Origin of the sequence: Mycobacterium sp. E2497, from assembly GCF_001668695.1 — a bacterium.
In the GTDB taxonomy this organism is placed as follows: domain Bacteria; phylum Actinomycetota; class Actinomycetes; order Mycobacteriales; family Mycobacteriaceae; genus Mycobacterium.
The window spans coordinates 18,092-42,631 of the sequence record NZ_LZKD01000220.1 but is presented as its reverse complement, the minus strand read 5'-3'; the positions used below and the strand labels follow the sequence as shown (position 1 = coordinate 42,631).

General features: G+C 65.9%; 23 protein-coding genes. 14 read left to right on the top strand and 9 right to left on the bottom strand.

All coding sequences use genetic code 11. The annotated features are described in order from the left end of the window. The 6 genes from A5713_RS20115 to A5713_RS20090 all read right to left on the bottom strand — a co-directional run. On the bottom strand, positions 1–391 hold a 391-nt coding region (locus A5713_RS20115), incomplete at its 3' end, for a DUF222 domain-containing protein (RefSeq protein WP_156751958.1). A gap of 62 nt (positions 392–453) precedes the next feature. Beyond that, positions 454–1,008, bottom strand: coding sequence for a TetR/AcrR family transcriptional regulator (locus tag A5713_RS20110; protein WP_158243983.1), 555 nt, complete (start codon positions 1,006–1,008; stop codon positions 454–456). A 97-nt stretch (positions 1,009–1,105) separates the two neighbouring features. Next, a complete protein-coding gene (locus A5713_RS20105; protein ID WP_067926204.1) occupies positions 1,106–2,239 on the bottom strand; it encodes a CaiB/BaiF CoA-transferase family protein in 1,134 nt (377 codons plus the stop codon). Continuing rightward, entirely contained in the window at positions 2,236–3,030 is a 795-nt protein-coding gene (locus A5713_RS20100; RefSeq protein ID WP_068098124.1) for an SDR family NAD(P)-dependent oxidoreductase, read from the bottom strand. The genes A5713_RS20105 and A5713_RS20100 overlap by 4 nt, the downstream gene beginning before the upstream one ends. An 18-nt stretch (positions 3,031–3,048) precedes the next feature. After that, the gene (locus A5713_RS20095; protein ID WP_068098123.1) at positions 3,049–3,858 is read right to left on the bottom strand and encodes an enoyl-CoA hydratase/isomerase family protein; all 810 of its coding nucleotides are present in this window, start codon (positions 3,856–3,858) and stop codon (positions 3,049–3,051) included. 1 nt (position 3,859) lies between these two features. Further along, positions 3,860–5,044, bottom strand: coding sequence for a thiolase family protein (locus A5713_RS20090; protein WP_068098122.1), 1,185 nt, complete (start codon positions 5,042–5,044; stop codon positions 3,860–3,862). Between the two features lie 148 nt (positions 5,045–5,192). On the opposite strand from A5713_RS20090, the gene A5713_RS20085 reads away from it, so the two are divergent. From A5713_RS20085 to A5713_RS20035, 11 genes are all read left to right on the top strand, one after another. Beyond that, positions 5,193–6,761: an AMP-binding protein gene (locus A5713_RS20085; protein ID WP_068098121.1), complete on the top strand. Its 1,569-nt coding sequence runs from the start codon at positions 5,193–5,195 to the stop codon at positions 6,759–6,761. Positions 6,762–6,805: 44 nt separating this feature from the next. Beyond that, positions 6,806–7,963 (top strand): acyl-CoA dehydrogenase family protein, encoded by a 1,158-nt coding sequence (locus A5713_RS20080; RefSeq protein ID WP_068098120.1) that lies wholly within the window; start codon positions 6,806–6,808, stop codon positions 7,961–7,963. A 117-nt stretch (positions 7,964–8,080) separates the two neighbouring features. Next, positions 8,081–10,198, top strand: a complete 2,118-nt coding sequence (locus tag A5713_RS20075; RefSeq protein WP_068098119.1) for a hydantoinase/oxoprolinase family protein — start codon at positions 8,081–8,083, stop codon at positions 10,196–10,198. Further along, positions 10,195–12,234, top strand: coding sequence for a hydantoinase B/oxoprolinase family protein (locus A5713_RS20070; RefSeq protein WP_068098118.1), 2,040 nt, complete (start codon positions 10,195–10,197; stop codon positions 12,232–12,234). Before A5713_RS20075 ends, A5713_RS20070 begins: the two co-directional genes overlap by 4 nt. Beyond that, complete coding sequence (locus tag A5713_RS20065) at positions 12,235–12,528, top strand: DUF1330 domain-containing protein (protein WP_068098117.1); 294 nt, start codon at positions 12,235–12,237, stop codon at positions 12,526–12,528. It begins immediately after the preceding gene. Next, the gene (locus A5713_RS20060) at positions 12,529–13,593 is read left to right on the top strand and encodes an alcohol dehydrogenase catalytic domain-containing protein (RefSeq protein ID WP_068098116.1); all 1,065 of its coding nucleotides are present in this window, start codon (positions 12,529–12,531) and stop codon (positions 13,591–13,593) included. After that, a complete protein-coding gene (locus tag A5713_RS20055) occupies positions 13,590–14,342 on the top strand; it encodes an SDR family oxidoreductase (protein WP_068098115.1) in 753 nt (250 codons plus the stop codon). The genes A5713_RS20060 and A5713_RS20055 overlap by 4 nt, the downstream gene beginning before the upstream one ends. Next, a complete protein-coding gene (locus tag A5713_RS20050; RefSeq protein WP_068098114.1) occupies positions 14,339–15,385 on the top strand; it encodes a phosphotransferase family protein in 1,047 nt (348 codons plus the stop codon). Before A5713_RS20055 ends, A5713_RS20050 begins: the two co-directional genes overlap by 4 nt. Then, entirely contained in the window at positions 15,385–16,647 is a 1,263-nt protein-coding gene (locus A5713_RS20045) for an acyl-CoA dehydrogenase family protein (protein WP_068098113.1), read from the top strand. The genes A5713_RS20050 and A5713_RS20045 overlap by 1 nt, the downstream gene beginning before the upstream one ends. Further along, positions 16,640–17,800, top strand: a complete 1,161-nt coding sequence (locus tag A5713_RS20040) for an acyl-CoA dehydrogenase (RefSeq protein WP_068098112.1) — start codon at positions 16,640–16,642, stop codon at positions 17,798–17,800. The genes A5713_RS20045 and A5713_RS20040 overlap by 8 nt, the downstream gene beginning before the upstream one ends. Positions 17,801–17,839: 39 nt before the next feature. Further along, positions 17,840–18,655, top strand: a complete 816-nt coding sequence (locus tag A5713_RS20035; protein ID WP_068098111.1) for an SDR family NAD(P)-dependent oxidoreductase — start codon at positions 17,840–17,842, stop codon at positions 18,653–18,655. Positions 18,656–19,148: 493 nt separating this feature from the next. On the opposite strand, the gene A5713_RS29485 is transcribed toward A5713_RS20035, so the two are convergent. After that, complete coding sequence (locus A5713_RS29485) at positions 19,149–19,280, bottom strand: hypothetical protein (protein WP_255398427.1); 132 nt, start codon at positions 19,278–19,280, stop codon at positions 19,149–19,151. A 76-nt stretch (positions 19,281–19,356) separates the two neighbouring features. Between A5713_RS29485 and A5713_RS20025 the strand changes: the two genes are divergently transcribed. Both A5713_RS20025 and A5713_RS20020 read left to right on the top strand, forming a co-directional pair. Further along, on the top strand, positions 19,357–20,763 hold the full coding sequence (locus tag A5713_RS20025; RefSeq protein WP_082973054.1) for a lipase family protein: 1,407 nt from the start codon (positions 19,357–19,359) through the stop codon (positions 20,761–20,763). 300 nt (positions 20,764–21,063) lie between these two features. Further along, positions 21,064–21,384, top strand: coding sequence for an O-methyltransferase (locus A5713_RS20020; RefSeq protein WP_068098109.1), 321 nt, complete (start codon positions 21,064–21,066; stop codon positions 21,382–21,384). 724 nt (positions 21,385–22,108) lie between these two features. Here the strand turns inward: A5713_RS20020 and A5713_RS20015 are convergent. Next, positions 22,109–22,543, bottom strand: coding sequence for a nuclear transport factor 2 family protein (locus A5713_RS20015; protein ID WP_068098108.1), 435 nt, complete (start codon positions 22,541–22,543; stop codon positions 22,109–22,111). Between the two features lie 288 nt (positions 22,544–22,831). Beyond that, entirely contained in the window at positions 22,832–23,767 is a 936-nt protein-coding gene (locus A5713_RS20010; RefSeq protein WP_068098107.1) for an alpha/beta fold hydrolase, read from the bottom strand. Positions 23,768–23,896: 129 nt separating this feature from the next. On the opposite strand from A5713_RS20010, the gene A5713_RS20005 reads away from it, so the two are divergent. Next, positions 23,897–24,493: a TetR/AcrR family transcriptional regulator gene (locus A5713_RS20005; RefSeq protein ID WP_068098106.1), complete on the top strand. Its 597-nt coding sequence runs from the start codon at positions 23,897–23,899 to the stop codon at positions 24,491–24,493. Positions 24,494–24,540 lie beyond the last annotated feature (47 nt).

The following is a 24,540-nucleotide window of genomic DNA, read 5'->3' as shown; positions in this document are numbered from 1 at the left end:
CGCTGACCGAGGCCGAGCGCGCCAACTGCTCGTAGTGCGCATCGGAGCCGTCGCTCGCGCGCGCGGCGATCACCCCGACCTGATCCAACGACAGCCGGCCCTCCCGCAGACCCTGGGCGCAGCGCGGAAACTCCTGGACCCGCCGCGCCACCGTGGTGAAGGTGTGAGCATTGGTCGAGGAGGTGCCCAGCTTCCAGGCCACCAACTGCGCCACCGAGCGCGCGCCGGTGATCCCGCACAATTCGTCACGCTCCATCTCGGCGACGATGTCCACGATGCGCCCATCGATGGCGTTGCGCTGACCGGCCAACTCCGACAACTCGGCGAACAACACCGCCAAGCGCTCCTTGGGGAGCATTGGCGCAGAATCCACCGAGGCCGCCGAAGTCATACCTGCATCATCGCAGCCCGGTACGACAACTTTCGGCCGCCGATCGCCCCGAGGCGCAGCGGTTATTCGAAGACGCTCCCGAACAGTAACCAGATCTGGTCTGCCAGGTGTTCGGGCGAGGTGCTGCCCTCCGGGTCATACCACCGGTACAGCGTCGCCAGCATCGATTCGAGCAGGTTGGCCGCGATCCGGGTGTCGACGTCCTGGCGCTTCCGTCGGGAACCGGCGCGCGCGGCAAGGCATTCGTCGAGCAGCGAGGCGAATTCCTTCGTTTGCTGATGGGCCCAGCTGCGGAACGTCTTTCGTGCCGCGTCGGAAAGTTCGGCCTCCTCGCTGAACACGATCGCGTAGAAAGTCCTGTTCGCCGACGACGCCTGAATGTGCGCCATGATCGTCTTCTGGAGGCGTTCCACAGGATCGTCGGCGGAGGACTGGACGCTGCGCAGCTCCTCTTCCAGCTTCCTGGTCATCTCGTCGACCATGAGATCGAGAAGCTGCTGCTTGGTGCGGGTGTACTTGTAGACCGTCGGCCGGGATATGCCCGCGGCCAGGGCGATGTCGTCGATGGTGGAGTTGCGATAGCCCTTTTCCCGGAATGTCTTCGCAGCGGCTGACACCAGCGCTTGCGTATCGGTTGCGCGTTCCCTGGCCATCGGACCTCCGATGCATCGGACCGGTAATATTACTCAGTCAATATAGAGCTTGGATCGGTCTTTAGGGTGTCGCGGCGAGTCGCTCGATCACTTCCGGTGGCACACCGGCCTCCCGGAGAACCTCGGCGGTGTGCTCCCCGAGGCGGGGGGTCCCTCGTCTGGGGCCATGGGGCACACCGTCGACCATCAAGGGTTGTCGGACGAAAGACTTCTCACCGTCCGGGGTCGCAATGGACTGAATCATGTTCCGGGCCAGGGTATTCGGGTCGCCGAGCACATCGGCTAGCGTGCTCACCCGGCCGTAGGGCACGCCGGCTCCGATCAGAACCTTGTCCCAGTGCCCGGCCGGTGACGTGACGATCCGTGCGGCGATCCGGCCGCGCAGGCGCTCGCGTTCCTCGATGCGCTCCGCGGCTGAAATGCCACCGATCTCAGGCAGGTCCAGCGTCACACAGAGGGCTTTCCAGAAGTGGTCCTCGAAGGCGATGCTCAACGAGATCCATTCGCCGTCGGCCGTGGCGAACAGGCCGTAACCCGGGTCCAGGCCCAACGTGTCGGGGGGATGGCCGTTGGCCGCCGGAACCAACCGTGTCGCCGCCAACGTCAACAGCGTGTCCAACATCGCGACGTCGTAGTGGCCGCCACGACCGGTGTTCATGGCCGCGACCACACCGGTGAGCGCAGCGAATGCGGCGAACATTCCAGCGCTCAGGTCCGCCAGTGCCAACGCCGGCGGATGCGGTTGGGCCTCAACGGAATCGAGCAATCCGGCCATCGCCTGGAAAGTCAGGTCGTGGGCGGGATGGTTCCGCAACGGGCTGTGCTGGCCGAAACCGGAGACCGAGACGTAGACCAGGCGGGGATGCCGGGTCAGGAGTTCGTCGGGTCCGAAGCCGAGCCGGGAGAGCACACCCGGCCGGAAGCCCTCGAGTAATACGTCAGCATCACTGATGAGCCTGCGGAATGCGTCCGCGCCGTCGGCGTCCTTGAGATCCAAGGCTACCGAGCGCTTGCCGCGGTTGAGTGCTTCGTAGTGCCCGGGGAACGCGCGCGAGGGGTCACCCCCGTTCGGGCGTTCGACCTGGATGACGTCAGCGCCGAGGTCGCTCAGCAGCAGCGTGGCGAACGGGCCGGGAAACTGCTCGGCGAGGCTGACGACGCGGATGCCCGCCAGGGGCGTGTCGGGGGTGGTCATGCCGAGACGGCGTAGCCGCCGTTGACGGGGTAGGTCTGTCCGGTGATCCATTCGCCGGCGGACGAAGCGAGGAACACCACCAGGCGCGCGGGATCGTCGGGCTCGCCGAAGCGCCTGATCACGTAGGAACGCAACGCCTTCTTGGCCACATCGGGATTTTCCAGGGCCGTCGCCACCCCGGGGGTATTGATTCCAGACAGGGCAACGCAATTCACCGTGATGCCGTAGCGGCCCACGGCCTTGGCGAGGCCGCGGGAGAAGCCCGCGGCGCCGGCCTTGGCGCCGCCGTACACCACGAGGTTGGGTTCACCGATGCGGCCCGCGTCGGAGATGACGTTGACGATGCGCCCGTACTCCCTGTCGACCATGCCGGGCAGGACCGCGCGGGACGCGTTGAGCACGCCGAAGAAGTTCGTCCCGATCCACGGCCCCCAGTCCTCGGGGCCGGTTTCCCAGAAGGGGGGCGCGGGTGCCATCGGGTCTTCGGCCGGCCCCGCGTTTCCCGCGTTGTTGACCAGGACATCGATGGCCCCCAACTCGTCGGAGGCCCTGCGCGTCATTGCCATCACCGCGTCGAATCGGGTCACGTCGCACTGGATCGGCAGTGCGGTGCCGCCACCGAACTCGATCTCCGCGGCGACCGACTTCGCGCGTTCCTCGTGGAAGTCGTTGACCACCACCGCCGCGCCCTGTTTGGCGCAGTGCAGCGCGACCGCACGCCCGACGCCCTGTCCGGCCCCGGTGACGAGCACGACGCGCCCCGACAAGCTCAGGAAGTTTTCGTCCGTCATGATGTGGCTCTCTTTCCGTTATCGTCCAACGTATTTCGGTGCGCGCTTCTCGTTGAATGCCGCAAGGCCTTCGCGCCAGTCGGCGGAGGTCTCGTGCAAGGCGGACTGTTCGAGCTCGAAGGTCAGGCCGACGTCCGGTGGCACCTGCAGGGCGGCATTGGCGAGCATCTTCATCCGGGCCAGGCCCGCGGGGCTCTTTGTCGCGATCTGCGCGGCGATCGCGTCGATCTCGTGTTCGAGCCGGTCGTCGTCGACGACAGCGACCAACAGATCGGTGCCCTCAAACCTTTCCGCGGGATGGAGCTGCCCGGTGAACATGAGATGTTTGGTCCGCGACAGCCCGAGTCGACGTGTCAGGCGAACCGAGGCGCCGCCGCCGGGAATCTGGCCGTAGGTGGCATGGCCGTCGCCAATGCGTGCGGAGCGGGAGGCGAGCGCCATGTCGCAGCACAGGACCAGTTCCAGGCCACCTCCGACGGTAATCCCCTGGATGGCCGCGATGGTCGGCATGTCGACGGACTCGAGCCGGTCGAACAGCTCACGGACGCGGCGCAGAAAGAGTTGACCGGGGCTGTAACGACCGGGCGGCCGCTCTTGGGCAGCCAGGGACTGCGCGTACGCCAGGTCGGCACCCGCGCAGAACGCGCGTCCCGTTGCCGCGATGACGATGCAGCGGGTTTCGGGGTCGCCGGCGGCTTGATCCAGACCGCGGTGCAACCCGTCGAGAATTTCCTGATTCAGCCCGTTCATCGCGGCGGGCCGATTCAACCGCAGCCATAGCGCGCTGTCGCGCCGTTCGACCAGAACCGCATCACTGCCAGTAGCCATGTCAATCCCTGCTCAAGATGGTGACCGCGCAGGCCGCGGCTTCGGGATGGCTGTAGCCGCCGGCGTTTTCGGCGAGGGCCCGGCGCGCGCCGCTGACCTGGCGTGCGCCGGCACGCCCACGCAGCTGGGTCACGAGTTCGACGATTTGCGCGGCACCGGTGGCCCCGACCGGATGTCCCTTCGACACCAGCCCACCGCTGGTGTTGACCGGCAGGTCCCCGCCGAGGGCGGTCGCGCCGCTGCGGGCCAGTTTCGGACCTTCGCCGGGAGCGCACAGACCAAGCTCTTCGTAGAGGATCAATTCGTTCGGCGAGGCGGCGTCGTGGAGCTCGACCACGTCCAGTTCGTCGGGCCCGAAACCCGCTTGCTCGTAGGCGGCCTCAGCGGTCCGGCGTTCCAGCGTCAGGCCGGCGCCACCGGGTATTCCCGTGCGTACCACCGACGCCCGCACCCGCACGGCGTCGGGGGAGTCGGTGTCGTCGGTCGCGCACAGCACCAGCGCCGCGGCGCCGTCGGCGATCGGTGAGCACATCAGCATGGTCAGTGGGTCGGCGATGAGCCGGCTGGTCAACACCTCCTCGGGGGTCCGGCGAGTTCGGTACTGCGCGTGCGGGTTCAGCGCGGCATGATCGGAGTTCTTGGCGGCGATCGATGCGAAGTCCAGGGAGGTGGCCCCGGAGCGGCCCATGTAGTCGCGGGTCTCCTGCGCGTAGACCTCCATGAAGAAGGACTCGGCGCCGTCCGTTCGGCCGGTCAGCTCCCGATTGAACTCCCCGATCCGGTCCACGTCCGCCGCCGTGGCCAGCGCATCCAGCACCGCGCGAGTGCCGCGCCCGCTCATCTTCTCGTTCCCGACGACCAGGACGGTGCGGTACATGCCCGACAGGATCGCGGCCGTGGCCACGTGCAGAGCCGTCGAGCTGCTTGCGCACGCGTTTTCGACGTTGATCAAGGGCGTCCCGGCCAGCGCGGTCCCGGAGACGACCACCTGTCCACGGGTCATTTCCTGCCCCGTCAGCAACCCCCCGACGGCGTTGGCGTGGACGACAAGGTCGATGTCCTTCTCGGCCACGCCGGCGTCGGTGAGAGCCTCGGCGATTGCCGCCGTGCCGAGATCGCGCAGCGACCGGTCGGGGAACTTGCCGAATGGCGTCATCCCCACGCCGACGATGCTCACGGTGTCCATACGGCCTCCGAACTGCCAGTTTGTATTCAGTAGATATTCACTATTGCGAAATACTAACTGATAAGTCAAGATTGCGTGAGCGGAGACCCGCGTCACAGCGACCGGCAATCTGTGAGGTGGATGTCACGAGACTGCAGAGGAGCAATGTGTGACCACGACAGCGGCTATCGGGCCGAGCTACAGCAGCCTGATCGTCGAGGCGCTGACCCGGTATCCCACCCGGGAGGCGTTCGTCCTGGGAGATCGACGCGTCACCTATGCCGAAACCGCCGACACCACCGCTCGCATCCAGCGGGTCATGCACGACCACCGCGTCGGGCGCGGATGCGGCGTCGGGGTACTCAGCCCCAACGCGCCCGAAGTCTTCATGACCCAGGCCGCCACCTTCCTGTCCGGCGCTCGCTACAGCGGACTGCATCCGATGGGGTCGATCGACGACCACGTGTTCCTGTGTGATGACGCCGAAATCGAACTGCTGGTGGTGCACCCCAAGTTTGCCGAAGCCGGCGCGGCCATCGCGGAGCGCGCCGCATCGGTGCGCCACGTGCTGACGATCGGGCCGACCGTCGGCTTCCCGAACCTGCTGGAACTCGCCGGCCGCGTCGCGCCGGGCGCGCTGCGGGCGCTTCGGGTCGACGAGGAGGAGGTCGGCTGGCTGCAATACACCGGCGGGACGACCGGCAAACCGAAGGGGGCCATGCTGTCCCACCGTGCCCTGGTTCAAGAGGTCCAAAGTCTGACCGCCGCCTGGGGCCTGCCCGAGAACCCGCGCTACCTGGCCGCGTCGCCAATCACCCACGCTGCCGTGCTGCCGTTGCTGCCGACGCTGCTGCGTGGCGGGACGGTGGTGCTGCAGCAGGGCTTTGACCCCGATGCATGGCTGCGTGCCGTCGAGACCGAAAGGGTCAACTACACCTTCCTCGTGCCGACCATGCTCTACACACTGCTGGACCGGACCGACCCGACCGCGGCCGACACGTCCTCACTGGAAAGCCTCGTCTACGGTGCGGCACCGATGTCGGCGGCCCGCATCAGGGAGGCCCAAGAAGTCTTCGGTCCGATCCTGCTGCAGGTATACGGGCAAACCGAATGCATGGGCATGACGACGAGCCTGCGCAAAGACGAACACGATCCGATCCACCGGCCCGAATTGCTCGCCTCCTGCGGCCGCCCGGTACCGGGCGTGGAAGTCCAACTGCTCGACGACGCCGGGTCGCCGGTAGCCGACGGGGAGATCGGAGAGATCGCCGTCCGCTCGCGAAACGTGATGAACGGCTACTGGAAACGCCCCGACGAAACCGCCGCCGCCTTGCGCGGCGGCTGGCTGCACACCGGCGACATGGCCCGCAAAGCCGACGATGGATTCTTCTACATCGTCGACCGCAAAAAGGACATGATCGTCACCGGCGGTTTCAACGTGTTCGCCAAAGAAGTTGAAGACGCCATCGCCGCGCACGCCAACGTGTCCGCCGTCGCGGTGATCGGCGTCCCCGACGAAAAGTGGGGCGAGGCGATCACCGCCTTCGTCGTGGCCCGGCCCGACGCGACCATCGATGCGGATGAGCTGATCGCATCGGTGCGCGCCCACAAGGGCCCACACCAAGCACCCAAGCGGCTGGAAATCGTCACCGACCTGCCGATGACCGCGGTCGGAAAGATCGACAAGAAGGCGCTTCGTGCCCGGCACTGGGCAGACCGCTCGCGCCAAATCAATTGACCACCAACGCTACCGACAACCCAACGCTTCGGGAGGAATCCTCTGTGTCGCCTTCGTCCTTCATCCTCGACGAGGACCATCTCGCCTTCCAGCAAGATGTCCGCAAGTTCGCCCGGCGCGAATTTCTGCCCGGCTATCTCGACCGCGCGAACAGCACCGAATTCCCCCACGCCGAACTCGCCCGGCTCGCCCAGGCGAATCTGACCACGCTGTCGCTCTCGGAAGAGTTGGGCGGTCAGGGAGCAGACCTGCTCGCCGTCGGCATCGCGTGCGAGGAAATCGCCTACGCCGACCCGAACATGGGCTACATCCTGTTCAGCACCAACAGCCTGGTGACCCTGCTGGCCGGGCACCCGTCCCCGACCGTTGCCGCGCACGCTGCCGCGGTCGCCGGCGGGCAGACGCTGGGCTGCTGGGCGGTCACCGAGCCCGGCGCCGGATCCGACGCCGCGGCGATGACCACCAAAGCGGTGCGCGTCGACGGGGGATGGTTGCTGAGCGGAGAGAAGACCTCCGTGACCCAGGCCCCCCACGCCGGCATCGCCATCGTTCTCGCGCAGACCGACCCGGCCAAGGGCGCCAAAGGAATCGGCTGCTTCCTGGTCGACATGGCATCCGACGCGGTGTCGTCGCAGAGCTTCGACGACCCGGGATTCAAACCGCTCGGGCGCGGATCGGTGACGATGGACAGCGTTTTCGTCGCCGACGACTGTGTCATCAGCGCTCCGGGCGCAGGATTCGGCGCCATCATGGCCGAATTCGACTTGAGCCGCACCCTGATCGGGCTGCTCGCCGTCGGCACCGCCCAGCACGCCATCGACATGGCGACGGCCTACGCGCGAGACCGTCGAAGCTTCGGCAAACCACTAGCGGCTCACCAGGGCGTTTCATTCGACATCGCCGAGCACACCACCTACCTCGCCGCCGTACGAGCGTTGGCCTATCACACCCTGGGGCTGCGCGCGGCTGGACTGCCGCACACCAAGGAGGCGGCGATGCTGAAATGGTGGGCGCCGAGGGTCGCGTTCAATGCCATTCAGGAGTCCGTCGTTCTGCACGGGCAGGTCGGCTGGTCGAACGAGATGCCACTGCAGGCCATGTTGCGCGACATCTCCGGTTACCAGATCGGCGACGGCACACCGCAAATCCAAAAAATGATCATCGCGCGAGACGTCATCGGCCGCGATGCCGTGACCGGCTGATCCACACATGACCCCAGGGCGGGACCCGTCTGGCCGGCAAGACCACGCCGTGGCGCTACGCCCTCGGCCAGGCGGTCAGACTGCGCCCAAACACAATTCGAAAGATAGGAAGCGGCAATGACCGAGCAGGTTCAGTATCAGATCGGCTGCGATATCGGCGGCACGTTCACCGACGTCACCGCCGTGGACAGCCGCGGCAACGTCTACTCCGATAAGTCCGACACCACCCCCGACGACCTGAGCGTCGGCTTGATCGCCGCACTGGAAAACCTCGCCGAGCGGATCGGCGTGCCGCTCGAGCAGGTCTTGACGCACACCACCCGCTTCGTCAATGGCACCACCGCCGTGACCAACTCAATCGCCGAACTGCGGGGCGCGCGCGTCGGTCTGCTGACCACCCGGGGCTTCGGCGACAACCTCCTCATTGCCCGCTCGGCCCGCAGCGCCGAGCGGGATCACCATCGCCAGCTCAACATCCCCCAGATCGTTCCCCGCGAACGCGTCGTCGAGGTCAACGAACGCACCGACCGCAAAGGCGCAGTCGTCGTCCCGCTGAGCGACACCGAGGCCCGCGCGGCCGTGCGAAGGCTCGTCGACATGGGTGTGGAGGCCATCGCCATCTCGCTGCTGTGGAGTTTCGCCAATCCCCACCACGAAGAGCAGCTCGCCGCCGCCGCCGCCGAGGAGGCGCCGGGACTGTTCGTCAGCGTCTCGTCCCGGCTGCACCCGGTGATCCGGGAATACGAACGGACCATGACCACTGTTCTCAACGCGTTCACCGGAATCCGGGTCGCGGAGTACACGGGGCGCATCGAGAAGGAACTCGGCGACCGCGGCCTGCGCGTCCCCATCGGATTCATGCAGGGTTTCGGCGGGACGCTGACCGCCGAGGAGGCACGCGAACGTCCGATCACCCTGGTCGACAGCGGCCCGGCAGGTGGGGTGATCGGCGCCCAGGCGTTGGCCGCCCGCCTCGGAATCCACAACGTGGTCACCGCCGACATGGGCGGCACCTCCTTCGACGTGTCGGTGCTGCAAGGCAACAAGCCGTTGGTGACCCAGCGCGTGATGCTGCGCGACCAATTTCTGACCGCCCTGCCCAAAATCGACGTGCTGCCCATCGGTGCCGGCGGCGGCAGCATCGCCTGGGTCGACGCGCGCGGAATCCCGCAGGTTGGCCCGCGCAGCGCAGGCGCCGATCCGGGCCCGGTCTGCTACGGCAAGGGCGGGGTGGTGCCCACGGTCACCGACGCTTCGGCTGTCCTGGGACTGCTTGCGCCCCAGGCATTCCTGGGCGGGCGCCGCGAACTGGCGCTTGAGCCGGCCCGGCAGGCGATGGAGAGCGAAATCGGCAAGCCGCTCGACGTGGACGCCGTGCACGCCGCCGCGGCGGTCTACCGGATGGTCACCGCGAACATGAGCAACGCGGTGCGCACGGTGACCGTGGAGCGTGGGCATGATCCGCGTATCTTCAGCATGGTCGCCTACGGCGGTGCCCTGGGGATCTTCGCCGCTGACATCGCCCGTGAAGTCGGCATACGCCAAGTCGTCATCCCCGCCGATGCCGCGGTCTTCTCCGCCACCGGTCTGCTCAACAGCGACGACGTACGCACCCGATCCCGGTCAGCGATGTGGGTCGGCGGCGACGCCGGGTTCATCGCCGCAGCGCTCGGCGAACTCGACGACGAACTGACCGCCACGCTGCGCGCCGCCGGTTACTCCGACGAAGCCATCGACGTGGCGTGGGAGGGCGAGTTCAAATACGCCGGGCAGCAATGGGAATTGCCGGTCTCGCTGCCACGCAACCGTCACCTCGGCGAAGACGATCTCACCGACGCCCAACGCCGCTACGGCGCGCTCTACGAAGCCGAGTACGGCTCAGGCAGCGCCTGGGTGGGCAGCCCGGTGGTCCTGGTCGCCGTGCGGGTCACCGCCACCGGACGGGTCTCGGCGCTGGAACCCATACCCGTCCAACCCGTCCCGGAATCCGAACGGCAGCTGGCCCCCACCGGAACCCGGCGCGTCTTCTTAGCCCTGGAGGGGCGGGAGACCGACGTGGCGGTCTACGACTCAGGCAGCGCACGCGCGGGCCACGAGGTCAGCGGCCCGGCGATTCTCGAGCATCCGCTAACCACCCTGCAGATCCCGCCGGGCTGGACCGCCCGCATCGACGAGTGGGGCAACTTCATCCTCACCGACCAGGCGTCATCCACCGACCAGGAGAACGAGCAATGAGCACCCCGACCATGCCACGCAGCGCCGCACCAACCGAATTGCCCGTCGACCCCGTCACCATCGAGATCTTCTCGAAGGCCCTCGAGAACGTCGCCCACGAAATGGGCGTGGTCATGATGCGCGCCTCGGGCAGCCCGGTGATCGCCGAAGCCGTCGACTTCTCGACGTTCATCGCCGACGCCGACGGCGACATCATCTGCTACGCCGGCTACATCACCATCTACATCGGCACCGCTCGTCAGGCCGTCAAGCACATTCTGGCCACCGTGCCGCGCGACCAGATCCGACCCGGCGACCTGTTCATTTGCAACGACCCGTTCACCACCGGCAACGCCCACCAGGTCGACGTCGGGGTGGTGCGTCCCATCTTCTACGGGGACGAACTGGTCGCCTGGTGTTGGGCCGAAGCCCACGTCAACGACTTTGGCGGCTTCGCGCCGGGGAGCATGGCGCCGATGGCGACCGAGACCTACGGCGAGGCGCTTCGCCTGCCGGGCGTCAAAATCGTCGACCGGGGCCGGCCGGTGGACGACATCTGGCGGATCATCGAAACCAACATCCGCGTGCCCAGCGTGGTCATGAACGACATCCGCTGCTTCATCGCCGCCTGCAACCGCTGCGACGACCGACTGCAGGTGCTCATCGACAACTACGGCACCGACGCGTTCCAGCGCTACGTCGAAATCGCCAAGGACCTCGCCGAAAAGGCGGTCCGAGACCGGATCGCCGAGTTGCCCAGCGGCGTCTACACCGACGTCGACTACGAAGAGCACAACGGCCATACCAACGACATCTACCCGATCCGCTGCACCATGACCGTCGACGACGGCACCATCACCATGGATTTCAGCGAGTCATCGCCCCAGACAGACGGTTTCGTCAACTGCAGCGCGGCCATCACCCTGGGCTGTGCCTTCAGCCCAGCCTTGTTCATGCTGTTTCCCGACCTGCCGATCAACCAGGGCACGCTGCGTCCCATCCGGGTGATCACCAAGCCCGGCACGATCTGCGACGTGCAGATGCCCGCGCCGGTCTCCGGTGGGCATCTCGAAACCGGACTGCGGCTCGGCCGGCTGGTGACTCGGATGCTGGCCAAAATCCAGTCCCAGAGCAAAAGCCTATTTGTACGTGAACATCTGATGGCGCAATGGCAGGACTCGTGGAATGCCGGCTTCTTCTACGCGCCCAACGAGGACGGCGAACTGGTGCCTTTCCCGGACATGAACGGCGGCAGCGGCGGGGGCGGTGCGCAGCCCGTGGCCGACGGCATGGACGTCGCTGGAGCACTCGCCCAGCCGTCAAACAGCTTGCCTGACATCGAGATCAACGAGCTGGCCTATCCGATCCTGTATCTTTGGCGCAAGCTGTACCAGAACTCGGGCGGCCCGGGAAGGTTCCGCGGCGGCAACGGCCTGGAACTGGCGTGGACCCCCTGGTACACGCCGGGCGGTCAACAGCATGTCATGACCCCCTGCTGGCAGGTCGCGCCGACGGGCCAGGCCGGCGGATACCCCGCGTCGACAAGCGGTTTCACGCTGGTATCCGGTGCACGCGCCGATGCCATGCTGGCCGCAGGCCGAATGCCGACATCTTTGGACGATTTCTCCGCCGCGCCAGAGTTGCTCTCCGGCAAACAGTTCGGCTTCTCGATCCAGGCCGGCGATGTCCTTCGCCTGCGCTCCGGGGGCGGTGCCGGCTACGGTGACCCGCTCGAGCGGCCCGCCGACGAGGTGGCCCTCGACGCCCGGTGGGGCAAGATCGACCGGCATGCGGCGGCCAACGCCTACGGTGTGATCCTCACCGACGACGGGGAACTCGACCGTGCGGCGACCCAGCAGCGCCGCGACGCCATCCGCGCCGAACGCCGGTCCTGGCCCATCGAGAACGGCCATGCGGTGCGGCGCACGCTGGCCGCCGACCGTCTGGCTGAGCTGGGCCAGTGGTGCCAGCCGCGCCAGGGCATCGAGCTTGTCGAAGTCGCCGACCCGGTCACCGGCGAACTGATCAGCGCCGACATCAGCGTGCGGGAGGCATAGGTGCCTTGCTACTTCCTTGCGGTCGTCGACAAGCATGACCGGCAGCGCTACGCCGACTACTCCAAGGCCAATGTGGAGCTTCTCTCGGGACTCGACGTCAAAGTGCTTGCGGTCAGTGACGACATCAACGTCCAGGAAGGCGAATTCGACGCCACCACAGTGGTGCTGCTCGAGTTCGCCGACGACCGCGAGTTCCGCAAGTGGTTCGACAGCGACCAATACGCCGCGGTCAAACCCATCCGGCTGAAGTCATCGACGGCGAAGTTCGCGGTGACTTTCGGTGAGGACGCCTGAGTGCAGGCGATCACTTATCAAGGCCCGGACACCGTGGGGCTCGAGCAGGTCAAGGATGCGCGACTGCCCGACGACCTGGGCGCCGTCGTGCGGGTTACTGCAGCGGGGATCTGCGGCAGCGACCTGCATATCTATCACGGCCACGGCTTCAGCGATGACATCGGGTACGCGCTCGGACACGAGGCGGTCGGTGAAGTCGTCGAAATCGGCTCCCGGGTAACGAGGTTCGCTGTTGACGACCGAGTCCTCGTCCCAGCCTCGGTCGGCTGCGTATTCTGCGCGGCGTGCGCCACCGGCCACGTCACCGCCTGCGAGCATCGGCGTCAACCGTGGAAAGAGTCCTGCTACGGCATGAGTCACCGGCTGCCCGGTAGCCAGGCGGAATTCGTCGCGGTCCCGCACGCCGACCGAAACCTGTTCACCGTTGCCCCCTCGGTGTCCGACGACGCCGCCCTGGCACTGACCGACAACGCGCCAACCGCGTGGTACGGCGCACGCCGCGCCGGGGTGTGCCCCGGTGACACCGTCGTGGTGATCGGCGGCGGCCCCGTCGGTCAGTTGGCGGTGCAGTCAGCCTTCCTGCAAGGCGCGGCGCGGGTACTGATCGCCGAGCCTGTCGATCACCGCCGCAAGGCGGCCGAGTCGCTCGGCGCCGAGCCGATCGAAGCGACCGACCCCAAGGCGCACATCCGCGAGCTCACCGCGGGGGAGGGTGCGGACGCGGTCATCGAGGCGGTCGGCCGGGACGAAACGATCGCGCTGGCAATCAGCGCCGCCCGCCGAGCGGGCCGCGTCAGCGTCATCGGCGTCAGCCAGAACGACGCGTTCCCCTTCCGGATGCAAGCGGTGCAAACAAAGGAGCTCCAGTTCAGCGCCGGGTTGTGCTCCGCGCAGCGCGAACTGCCGACCCTGCTCGCGTTGACCGCGGCGGGCCGCCTCGACCCGGCGGTCGTGGTGTCCCATCACCTGGCATTGGCAGAAGCCCCGGCAGCCTACGCGATGCTCGCCGAGCGCACCGCAGGCGTCGGCAAGATCGCACTCCGACCCCATGGTGCCGTCGCGTGAACGCTCAAGCGGGACGCGTCGCCGTCGTGACCGGCGCCAGCCGCGGCATCGGCCTGGCGATCGCGCAACGCCTCGTCGATGACGGGGCCACCGTGTGCATCACCGGCCGCAAAGAAGCCGACCTGCGGCGTGCCGTCGAACAGCTCGGCTCCACACACGCCCTCGCCGTCGCCGGTCACGCCGATGACCCTGACCATCAACGTCGCGTCATCGACACGGTGATGGAAAGCTTCGGCCGTATCGACCTGCTGGTCAACAATACCGGCATCAACCCCATCTTCGGTGCGCTGGCCGACCTGGACCTGGTCGCCGCACGCCGCACCGTCGAGGTGAACTGCCTGGCAGCGCTGTCGTGGACCCAACGGGTACACACCCGCTGGATGGCTCACAACGGCGGCGCCGTCGTCAATGTCGCCTCGATCGCCGGACTGATCGCCGCACCCGGAGTCGGTTTCTACGGAGCAACCAAGGCAATGCTCATGCACCTGACCAAACAACTGGCCTTCGAGATGGCGCCGCAGACGCGGGTCAACGCGGTTGCTCCCGCGGTGGTCAAGACCCAGTTCGCCGCCGCCCTCTATGAGAACCGAGAAGAGGAAGTCGCCAGCCACTACCCACTGCGACGGCTGGGCACGCCCACCGATGTCAGTGCGGCAGTGGCGTTTTTGCTCTCCGATGACGCCGGATGGATCACTGGGCAGACACTGACCATCGATGGCGGCGTGACGCTGGCCGGTGGTGACGCATGACCGACACTGCCAGCGGCGACCGGCCGCCGGGTCTGGACCTGGATTCGTTGCAGCGTTGGCTCGACGGCGCGCTGCCCGGCCAGCTCGCCGGCCCGCTGACTGCCACGCTGCTGGCCGGGGGTCGGTCGAACCTGACCTACCTCATCGAAGACCAGCAGCACCGTTGGGTGCTGCGCCGCCCGCCGCTAGGCCATGTCCTGGCCACCGCACACGATATGCACCGCGAATACCGGGTGATAGCCGCCCTGCACGACACCGCGGTGCCCGTCCCCACGGTGCACCTCCACTGCGACGACACCGCGGTGATCGGCGCCCCGTTCTACGTGATGGAGTTCATCGACGGCACGGTCTACCGCGACGCCGATCAACTCGCCGCCGCCGGCCCCGCCGGCGTGTCGGCGATCGCCGCGAACATGGTGACCACGCTGGCCGATCTGCACCGCGTCGACATCGACCGGGTCGGTCTGGCCGATCTGGGCCGGCCCCACGGCTATCTACAACGCCAGGTCAACCGCTGGGTCTGCCAGCTGCAGGCATCACGCAGTAGACCCTTGCCGCACGCCGATCAGTTGATCGAGCTGCTGCAACGCCACCTGCCCGCTGACCACCAGACCGCCCTGGTGCACGGTGACTTCCGTCTGGACAACCTGCTGATCTCGGGCACCACGGTGCGCGCGGTCATCGATTGGGAGATGGCCACTTTGGGCGATCCACTCACAGATTTGGCACTGCTGATCATCTATGGTCGGTTGCCCGCGCTGGTGAAAACGCCCGCCCTGCCCGATGTGAGTTGCGCACCGGGCTACCCCTCTGAGTCAGAACTGCTGAGCCGCTACGCCGCGAGCACCGGCCGGCAGCTGCAGTCGATGGCCTTTCACCTCGCCCTGGCCTGCTTCAAGCTCGCGGTGATCCTCGAGGGCATCCACTACCGGCACGCCCAGGGCCACACCGTCGGTGCGGGATTCGAGTCGATCGGCGCGGCTGTCCCGCCGCTCCTCGAGGCCGGGATTCATGAATTGACCACACCTGCAAGGGATTTCTGATGGACTTCGCTTTCGATGCCGTAACCTTGGAGCTGCGAGCCCGGCTGACCGCCTTCATGGCCGAGAACGTGCACCCCGCCGAGAAACAGTTCCGTGATGACCTGCGTGCGCTGAGTGATCCCTGGGCCTGGTCTCAGACCCCCACGATCCACCGCCTGCGCGAGCAGGCCCGCGCGCAGGGATTGTGGAACCTGTTTCTACCCGGCACCGACGGCGGGGGCCTGACCAACCTGCAATACGCGCCGCTGGCCGAAATCACCGGGCGCAGCCTGGCTTTGGCCCCTCCGGCGCTGAACTGCTCGGCGCCGGACACCGGCAACATGGAGGTGCTGTCGATGTTCGGCACCAACGCGCAGAAAGAGCAATGGCTCCACCCGCTGCTGGCCGCCGAGATCCGCTCGTCCTTCGCCATGACCGAACCGGCCGTCGCTTCCTCCGATGCCACCAACATCGCCACCCGGATCGAGCGCGACGGCGACGACTACGTCATCAACGGCCGCAAATGGTGGATCACCGGTGCGATGAACCCCGATGCCGCCGTTTTCATCGTGATGGGAAAGACCGACCCCACGGCGGCCCGACACCGACAGCACAGCCAGATCCTCGTTCCTCGAGACACCCCAGGGGTCAGCGTCACGCGGGGGATGGATGTCTTCGGCTACGACGACCACGACCACGGCGGACACGCGGAGATCGAATTCCGCGACGTCCGCGTGCCGGCCGACAACCTCATCGGCACCGAAGGCGACGGCTTCGCTATCGCCCAGGCGCGGCTCGGGCCGGGCCGAATCCACCATTGCATGCGCGCAATTGGGGTTGCCGAACTCGCCTTCGAACTCACCTGCCAGCGAGCCTCAGACCGTGTCGCCTTCGGTCGACCGTTAGCCGAACAAGGAATAGTCCGGGACTGGATCGCCGAGGCACGGGTGCGGATCGAACAGCTCCGGCTGCTAGTCCTCAAAACGGCGTGGCTGATGGACCAGGTCGGAAACCGCGGAGCGCACCGCGAAATTCAGGCAATCAAGATCGCCACCCCCCGAACCGTGGAATGGGTGTTGGACAAGGCTATCCAGGTACACGGCGCCGCTGGCCTCAGCCAAGACCTTCCCCTCGCCGCCGCCTTCGCCAGCATTCGCACCCTGCGCTTTGCCGACGGCCCCGACGAAGTTCACAAGAACGCTCTTGCGAAATCTGAAATCGCAATTCGGCAAGGTGCTGTCCGCGTTGACGAGACTCCCGCAGAGGAGAGGATCGGTGCCTGAGCGCCCGTCGTTCGATCTGTTCCAGTTGCCCGAGGAACACCAGGAATTGCGGGCGGCGATCCGTGCGTTGGCGGAGAAGGAGATCGCCCCGCACGCCGCCGATGTCGATGAGAACTCGCGGTTCCCGGATGAGGCGCTGGCGGCGTTGAACGCGTCGGGCTTCAACGCGGTGCACGTGCCCGAGGAGTACGGCGGGCAGGGTGCGGACTCGGTGGCGGCGTGCATCGTGATCGAGGAGGTCGCCCGGGTTGATGCGTCGGCGTCGCTGATTCCCGCGGTGAACAAGCTGGGCACCATGGGGCTGATCCTGCGGGGGTCGGACGAGCTGAAGAAGCAGGTGTTGCCCTCGATCGCCGACGGTTCGGCGATGGCGTCCTACGCGCTGAGCGAGCGGGAGGCCGGCAGTGATGCGGCGTCGATGCGTACCCGGGCCAGGGCCGATGGGGATGGCTGGATCCTCAACGGCGCGAAGTGCTGGATCACCAACGGCGGCAAGTCGTCGTGGTACACGGTGATGGCGGTGACTGACCCGGACAAGGGCTCAGGCGGCATCTCGTCGTTCATGGTGCACGCCGACGACGAGGGTTTCACCGTCGGTCCCAAGGAACGCAAGCTGGGCATCAAGGGCTCACCGACCACCGAGCTGTATTTCGACAATTGCCGCATCCCCGGCGACCGGATCATCGGCGAGCCGGGCACCGGCTTCAAGACCGCGCTGGCGACGCTGGACCACACCCGGCCCACGATCGGCGCCCAGGCGGTGGGGATCGCTCAGGGTGCGTTGGACGCCGCGATCGCCTACACCAAGGATCGCAAGCAGTTCGGCCGCCCGATCAGTGATAACCAGGGCGTGCAGTTCATGCTGGCCGACATGGCGATGAAGCTGGAATCCGCCCGGCTGATGGTGTATCACGCGGCGGCGCGCGCCGAGCGTGGCGAATCCAACCTGGGGTTCATCTCCGCGGCGTCGAAGTGCTGGGCCTCTGATGTGGCGATGGAGGTGACCACCGACGCGGTGCAGCTGTTCGGCGGCGCCGGCTACACCGTGGACTTCCCGGTCGAGCGGATGATGCGCGACGCCAAGATCACCCAGATCTACGAAGGCACCAACCAAATCCAGCGCGTGGTCATGTCACGGGCGCTGCTGAAATAGCACCGGAATTTGGAGATTTCACGACCACCAGGAGCAGCAATGACCGACGGCAGAGAACTCGCCGGACTCGTCGCCATCGTGACCGGGGCCGGGTCGCAGGGCGATGGAAGCGGCGACGGCCGGGCCTGCGCCGTGTTGCTGGCACGAGCAGGCGCCAAGGTGGCCCTCGTCGACGCCGATGCAGACCGGCTGACACAAACGGAGAACATGGTCGGCGCCGCCGGTGCCGACTTCTTATCGCTGACCGCCGACGTCGCCACCGAGACGGGTTGTCGAATGGTCGTCGACTCCGTCATGCGCCAGTGGGGCAGGATCGACGTGCTGGTGAACAACGTCGGCGTCGTGGGGCCACCTGAATCGGTGGTCGACATCGACATCGCTGAGTGGGACAGCGTTTTTCGCCTCAATGTGACATCGACGATGCTGATGTCGAAGTACTGTATCCCCCCAATGCAGTCCGCCGGAGGCGGATCCATCGTTGTCGTCTCGTCGATTGCCGGTGTGCACACCCACTCACGTCCCGCGTACGCAATGACGAACGGAGCGTTGTTAAGCCTGACTCGGTCGATGGCCAGCCGACATGGGCCGGAGGGCATTCAGGTCAACGCAGTTGCGCCTGGTTCCGTGCGTACACCGATGGTGGTGCAGGCAGAAGCTCTCGCCGAGGAGACTCGTGTGTCGCGCTCGGCGATGCTGCCGCTTCGGGCCGGAGGAACCGCTTGGGATGTCGGTGAAGCAGTGCTCCATCTGGCGAGCCCCCGATCACGATGGGTGACTGGGATTACCCTGACCGTCGATGGCGGCTTGTGCGCCGACCTGCGGACGTCTCACGCGACAACGGTCATGCCGGCATGAAGCCCAATCGCAGTACTTCCGACGCTTTGGCCAGACCGCGGAAAAGCTCTGCGGCCCGGCCTGATCAACGAATGACGTCGCACGCCTCATCCACGGAGCGGTCACCTCCAACTTGAGCGATGTAAAGGATCATCGCGGCAGTTCGGGCAGCTCTATCCCTTGTGGTGTCTCGGCGCATCTTCCTGAGCGCAGTACAACCACATGCCTCCAAGGCGAGGATGACTAAACTTCCGACGCCGCAACAACATCGCATGCCGCTTCCGGAGTGCCGGCGAGAATCGCGGGTCGAGCGCTGTGCTTCTGGATGGCGCATGCGCCCCGTCGCGCACCGTGTGATCCGCAGCGGTGGTGTGCCACCTATCACTTCTTCCGGTTAGGGCTGACAGCAGGTCTGAGCATCTCCAGAGGACGAATGCACGATTCCCAACCCATTCGGATAGGCCTTTGACACTAACCCCCGCGAGCACGTGCTGTCCACCCGCATGGATCTGTGCTAGGCGGGAAGGTGCGCGCTGAGCGCGCCAAAGTCTTTCCAGCACAGCATCAGTCGGACCCGCAACTGCGCGAGGTAGCCGAACGTCATCTGCGCCACCACCCCGCTTGCAACGGCGAGGGTCCTATACATCGGAGCCACCAATCCGGCCGGCACGCCGCTCGTTTCGCGAGATACGTCCCATTGAACGCCAACAAAAAGGAAAACCATGACAACTTCGATCAGTGATGCCGAAGCCCACTGCACGAAAGCATCGGCTGCCGCCACCGCCGCCTTCCCGACAGCCAACCGACCCGGCTGGTCACGACCGTCTAACATCCTGTGCGTGCTTGCCCGCGCGGCCGCTGCCGCGCTGGTAGTCAGCGCGGCAGTATTCTCGCCGCCTCCATCCGCGCACGCCGACGAGACGCAATACCTGGAGTTCTATACCCCGCCCGACCCACTTCCGCCGGGCGACAACGGTGATGTGATTCGCACCGAGCCATCGCGGCTGGTGTTGGAGCCATCCGGCCAGCTGGGAGCGTTCGTGGGGATCGGGACACGGATCATGTACCGCAGCACCGATGCGCAGGGAAAGCCGATCGCGGTAACGGGCACCTACATCGAGCCGGACAATCCGTGGACAGGCAAGGGCCCGCGCCCATTGCTCGCTTACGCCACCATCCCGTACGGGATGGGGGAGCAGTGTGCGCCATCACGGTTGTTCAATCAGGGCATCCACGCCTCCCTGCAGACCGGCTTCGATCTGATGTTCAACGTCGAAGAGGGTTGGATAGCGACGTTATTGGCCCGCGGATTCGCCGTCGTGGTTACCGACGGCGTCGGCATGGGCATCCACAGTCCGATGTCGCCGCAGTTCCTCAACCGGGTGGCCGGGGGCACGGCACTGATCGATGCGGCGCGTGCGGCGATGAAACTGCCCGGCACGTCGCTAGATCCGCACGGTCCCGTAGCTTTTTGGGGTTGGCTGGCCGGTGGGCACGCCGCGCTGTCAGCAGCCGAGCTGGCGGGATCGTACGGGCATGAGCTCAACGTAGTGGGAACTTACGCAGCGGCGGCGTTCACTGACATCGCCGATCTGATAGCGCCAGTGGACGGCAACTTCTTGGCGGGTTCGACGGGGTATGTGTTGAGGGGCCTCATCTCCTCCTACCCGCAAATCGAGCAACCACTCCGTCAGACCATGACCCCGCGGGGTCTGGAAATGCTGGATAACACCGGACGCCAGTGCCTCATCCAGACCGGGATCGACTACATGTTTCGTCATCTCGACGGGTGGTTCAAGAATGACATCTACGAAGCGGTCAAAGCGGACCCGTTCAAAAGCCTTCTCGCAGCCCAGCGCATCGGCAACATCAAACCCACGGGGCCGGCATACTTCGAGCACAATCGGTGGGATTCGTTCGGGCCCTACGAGTCGGCACGCCGGACGGCGGCGGACTGGTGCGCCAAAGGCGCCGACGTCACGTTCTGGACCAACGATGAGCCGCCGTTCTTGAACAAACTCGATATCAACTCGCTGGTGCCCGCGTTTGTCGATGGCGAGAGGAGTATGGCCTGGATCTCCGACCGATTCAACGGCGTGCCCACCGCATCGACCTGTGGTGATTTGTAGTGAGCTCGCGGTGAGACCATTTTGCCCGTCGCGATTACCCGGTGGTGAATCGGCGCGACGAGCCCCTCCGCCGGCGGCGGACACATCGGTGTGGCGCAGTACGGCACCGCGAGACTGATTCCACACGAACGGCTTTGGGACTCGAATCTCTTGATCGTTGACGTAGCGGCCCCGAAGCCTCGATCGTACCAATCGCCTATTCGCCGGTACGCACCTCGATAGCAAACGGAGGCAGGGACCTCGCCCGGTGACTACGCCATAGACGAACGGCTGGAGGCGTCCCAAGACTGTTACGTCTCCGTGGCCCCCGACTCGGGTCGACTGCTGTACAGCCTTGTTCGTGCAGTCAAGCCGACGACGATCGTGGAATACGGTATGTCGTATGGAATCTCGACGCTGCACCTGGCGGCGGCCGTCCGTGACAATGGTACGGGGCACATCATCACCACGGAGATGAGCTCTCAGAAGTTGGTGGCGGCCCGCGCAACATTCGCCGAGGTTGGTGTCGCTGACCTGATCACCATCCTCGAAGGTGACGCCCGGAACACCCTCGAGACAGTGGAAGGCCCAGTGCAGTTCGCGCTCCTCGACGGGTGGCCGGATCTGGCCTGGAGGTGGTGAAGATCCTCGAACCCGTGCTGGCCGCCCGGCGCGCTCATCCTCGGTGACAACCTCAACCTGAACCCGAATCGGGCCTATCTCAACTACATTTACGCCCCCCGAGAACGGCGACGGCAGTACTTCGCTGCCCATCGACAAAGGCCCAGAGCTAGCCTTCCGCGGGTAGGGCGGTGCGGCGGTGATCGATTCGCGCGGTCCGGCTCACGGCGACAGCTGTGTGAGCATCGGGCGACATGTCGGGGGCGCCGATCTCGTCAGGACGCTGGATCGTCCTGGCTGAAACTTGCCTCAAGCTACGCGTGGGAAGGATCCGGCGGACGGGATACAGCGAGCCGCCGAAGACAAGTCGCTGCGACCGACTGGAGCTCGGCGGCCAATGGCCGATGAAGTGGACAGCGTGGAGGGCCGCTGGAACCAGTACCGGCGCCAGGACTGCCATAAGGAAGACAGCGATTGTTAGCACAGACTCAAACATCGGGGCACCTACATGGCTTTGCGGGAAAATGATTCGGATGCGCTGACCTGTATCGGCTTTCGAGGCTCGCGTGGCCGCAGTAGGGGGCTTGCGAGCGGCGGCGCTCGTAACTATGTATGCGCCGATGACCCGGAGCAGTGGAATTTCGGGTGGTCAGTGGTCCCATGGGACTGCCGGTGCGATGACGGCTCGACACCATGGCGATTCGCCTTGTGGCGACCACCGATCGGACCGCTGTCGCCCAAAGGGCTAAGTCCGCGTGGGCGAGTCCAAAACCGGCACCAGGGCCAGCGGCGGAACTCCGATGGCGGGCGCCAAGCGATTTTGCACGGCGACAACGGCTGGCAGCGGGCGCCAGCTGATCGTCATCGAGTCGACCTTCCCGGCATCGTCGAGGTGGATGTAATCCATCCCCTCGATGTTTGTCGAGCCGGCTCTGATGTTGAACACTGCAGCGAAATGTGTGTTGCTGGACAGGAAATCGACAACGGTGAACTCATCGATGATGTCGAGTAAGTACGTCAAGATGCCTGCCGCCTGATCACGACCGACGAACGGCTCAACCACGATTGGGCTCTTGAGCGTCACATTCTCTGCCAGGTGCCGAGCGGCGCCCGTTGCATCGCGGGCATGCATAGCTTCTAGAAATGACTTCAGGTAAGGGGGAATGTCACTGGTAAGCATAGAATTTCACGCCCTTCAAGCCTCCGTATAGTTAACTGCATAGTTAGTATAGTAACGCTGTCGTCGCGAATGCAAGGTTTAACTTGTGTGCGTCGCTGCCGGAAGTTCCGGGATATGCGGCGTGACTTGCAGACTATGGCCGTCGTCGGCGTTGATCGCCCGCGACCGTAACGACCTGGGGATCGGTGTGCGGAGCGTACCGAGCCCTAGTGGCTACCCGTGGTCGCCGTTCTTGTGCCAGGCACGCATGCTCGCTGCACTTGGAGCGTGGGTGAAGTAGGGAATCGTTTACTTCGAGTCGACTCTTGCCAGCTGCTCGGGGTTGGCGGCGAGTCTTTGTCGCTGGGAAGGCCATGCACTGTCATCGATACCGAGCGCGGTGCGCAGCCAGGCCACCGTGGCGTGCTGGACGATCGCGACACGCTCTGGACTCTCGTCGGTGGTGCGGGTGTCGTTGTAACCCTGAATGCCGCCGAGGCCATGTTCTCCGCCTGCCAGCACAAGCAGGTCGCGTGCGCCCGGGCTGAGCCGGTAGCCGTCGGTAAACCAGTCCGGACCGCGCGTGCTGAGGGGGGACTGGTCGTGGTCGCCGGAAACCATGAGGCTCGGGGTCGTCAGATCGGTGAAATCGGGGTTCATAAAAGGGAAGTACTCGGTGGCCAATGGGGTCAGATCGGTGCCCCCAGTTCCGGGCAAGCAGAGCAGCAGCGCGGCCTTCACCCGCGGGTCGGCCATGCTTTGCCCCGGCGCCCGGCCGCCTTCGACGACGCGCGCGCCGGCGAGCATGCTGGCGGTCTGCGCTCCCCATGAATGTCCGGCCGCGACCACGAGCCCGCGGTCGATGCGCCCGGTCAGGCCGGGCACGGCCGCTTCGACCCGGTCGAGTTGGTCGAGGATGTGTGTGAGGTCCTGGACCCGAATCCGCCAGATGTCAGGGGTGCGAGGGTCATCTGGGGCGAGGCCTAGCGAATCGAGGTGGGTTGGCTGGATCACGATGAACCCACTGGAGGCCCAGAATTCGCTCAAAGGGACGTAATCGTCCATCGTCAGCGTCATGCCGTGGGAGAAGACGATGACCGGTAGCCCTCGGCCGCGCGCGGGTGCGGAGACGCGTACCTGCAGGTCGTGGCCACGGCCCGGCGCGGCCAGGGTCACCGGTCGAACTGAGATGACCGGCGTCGTTCGATCGATGTCGTTGTCGGCGGTCGCGAGAGTGGCGCTCATGGAGTCAAACCTCTTCTGAGTCATTCGGTGAGGCGGGGAACGGCGGTCTACGATGGAACCGGAACGCCGCTCCGCTAGCGTATCGGAACAGTGCTCCGCTTTTCAACTTTGATCGAAAGAGGATGAAGTGTGACGCCTCGGGCTCCGGCCGCTCGGGCGCGCCCCGCCAAGCGCGCGGACGCTCGCCGCAACGAACAAGCGCTTTTGGATGCCGCCGCAGCGGTGTTCGTGCGCGCCGGGGTCGATGCTCCTGTGCGTGAGATCGCGGCCGAGGCCGGTGTCGGGGTGGGCACCATCTATCGGCACTTTCCCACCCGCGCCGATCTCGTCGTGGCGGTCTTTCGCCATCAACTCGATGCGCTGTCCTCGCTCGAGGCGATCGTCCCGGCACCCGACGAGAACCCGTATGCAGCGTTGCGGTCGTGGGTTCACCGGTTCGCCGACTTCCTGGTCACCAAGCACGGGTTGGCCCGGGCGTTGCGCTCAGACCAGGCCGGCTTCGACACTTTGCATGCCGAATTCCTTGAACGCCTGTTGCCCGTGTGCGATCGATTGCTGAAAGCTGCTGCGGCCAGCGGTCTTCCGCGCGGTGACGTCCGTCCGCTGGACTTCCTACACGGCGTCGGCAACCTGTGCATCGGTGTCGAAGCCGATCCCGACTACGACGTTCACGGCATGATCGACCTGTTTATCGCGGGCCTGGCGCAACCCCGCGATCACGATTAGGGCGACGGCCGTCGACGTTGCACGGCGGGTGTTGGAAACCCGGAGTT

What these genes read in the sequence shown, in the direction of transcription:
- A5713_RS20050 (WP_068098114.1), top strand. Translation starts at nt 14,339, where the DNA reads ATGACCGACACTGCCAGCGGCGACCGGCCGCCGGGTCTGGACCTGGAT.
- A5713_RS20015 (WP_068098108.1), bottom strand. Translation starts at nt 22,543, where the DNA reads ATGCTTACCAGTGACATTCCCCCTTACCTGAAGTCATTTCTAGAAGCT.
- A5713_RS29485 (WP_255398427.1), bottom strand. Translation starts at nt 19,280, where the DNA reads ATGTATAGGACCCTCGCCGTTGCAAGCGGGGTGGTGGCGCAGATGACG.
- A5713_RS20105 (WP_067926204.1), bottom strand. Translation starts at nt 2,239, where the DNA reads ATGACCACCCCCGACACGCCCCTGGCGGGCATCCGCGTCGTCAGCCTC.
- A5713_RS20090 (WP_068098122.1), bottom strand. Translation starts at nt 5,044, where the DNA reads ATGGACACCGTGAGCATCGTCGGCGTGGGGATGACGCCATTCGGCAAG.
- A5713_RS20100 (WP_068098124.1), bottom strand. Translation starts at nt 3,030, where the DNA reads ATGACGGACGAAAACTTCCTGAGCTTGTCGGGGCGCGTCGTGCTCGTC.
- A5713_RS20010 (WP_068098107.1), bottom strand. Translation starts at nt 23,767, where the DNA reads ATGAGCGCCACTCTCGCGACCGCCGACAACGACATCGATCGAACGACG.
- A5713_RS20035 (WP_068098111.1), top strand. Translation starts at nt 17,840, where the DNA reads ATGACCGACGGCAGAGAACTCGCCGGACTCGTCGCCATCGTGACCGGG.
- A5713_RS20075 (WP_068098119.1), top strand. Translation starts at nt 8,081, where the DNA reads ATGACCGAGCAGGTTCAGTATCAGATCGGCTGCGATATCGGCGGCACG.
- A5713_RS20070 (WP_068098118.1), top strand. Translation starts at nt 10,195, where the DNA reads ATGAGCACCCCGACCATGCCACGCAGCGCCGCACCAACCGAATTGCCC.
- A5713_RS20025 (WP_082973054.1), top strand. Translation starts at nt 19,357, where the DNA reads ATGACAACTTCGATCAGTGATGCCGAAGCCCACTGCACGAAAGCATCG.
- A5713_RS20045 (WP_068098113.1), top strand. Translation starts at nt 15,385, where the DNA reads ATGGACTTCGCTTTCGATGCCGTAACCTTGGAGCTGCGAGCCCGGCTG.
- A5713_RS20095 (WP_068098123.1), bottom strand. Translation starts at nt 3,858, where the DNA reads ATGGCTACTGGCAGTGATGCGGTTCTGGTCGAACGGCGCGACAGCGCG.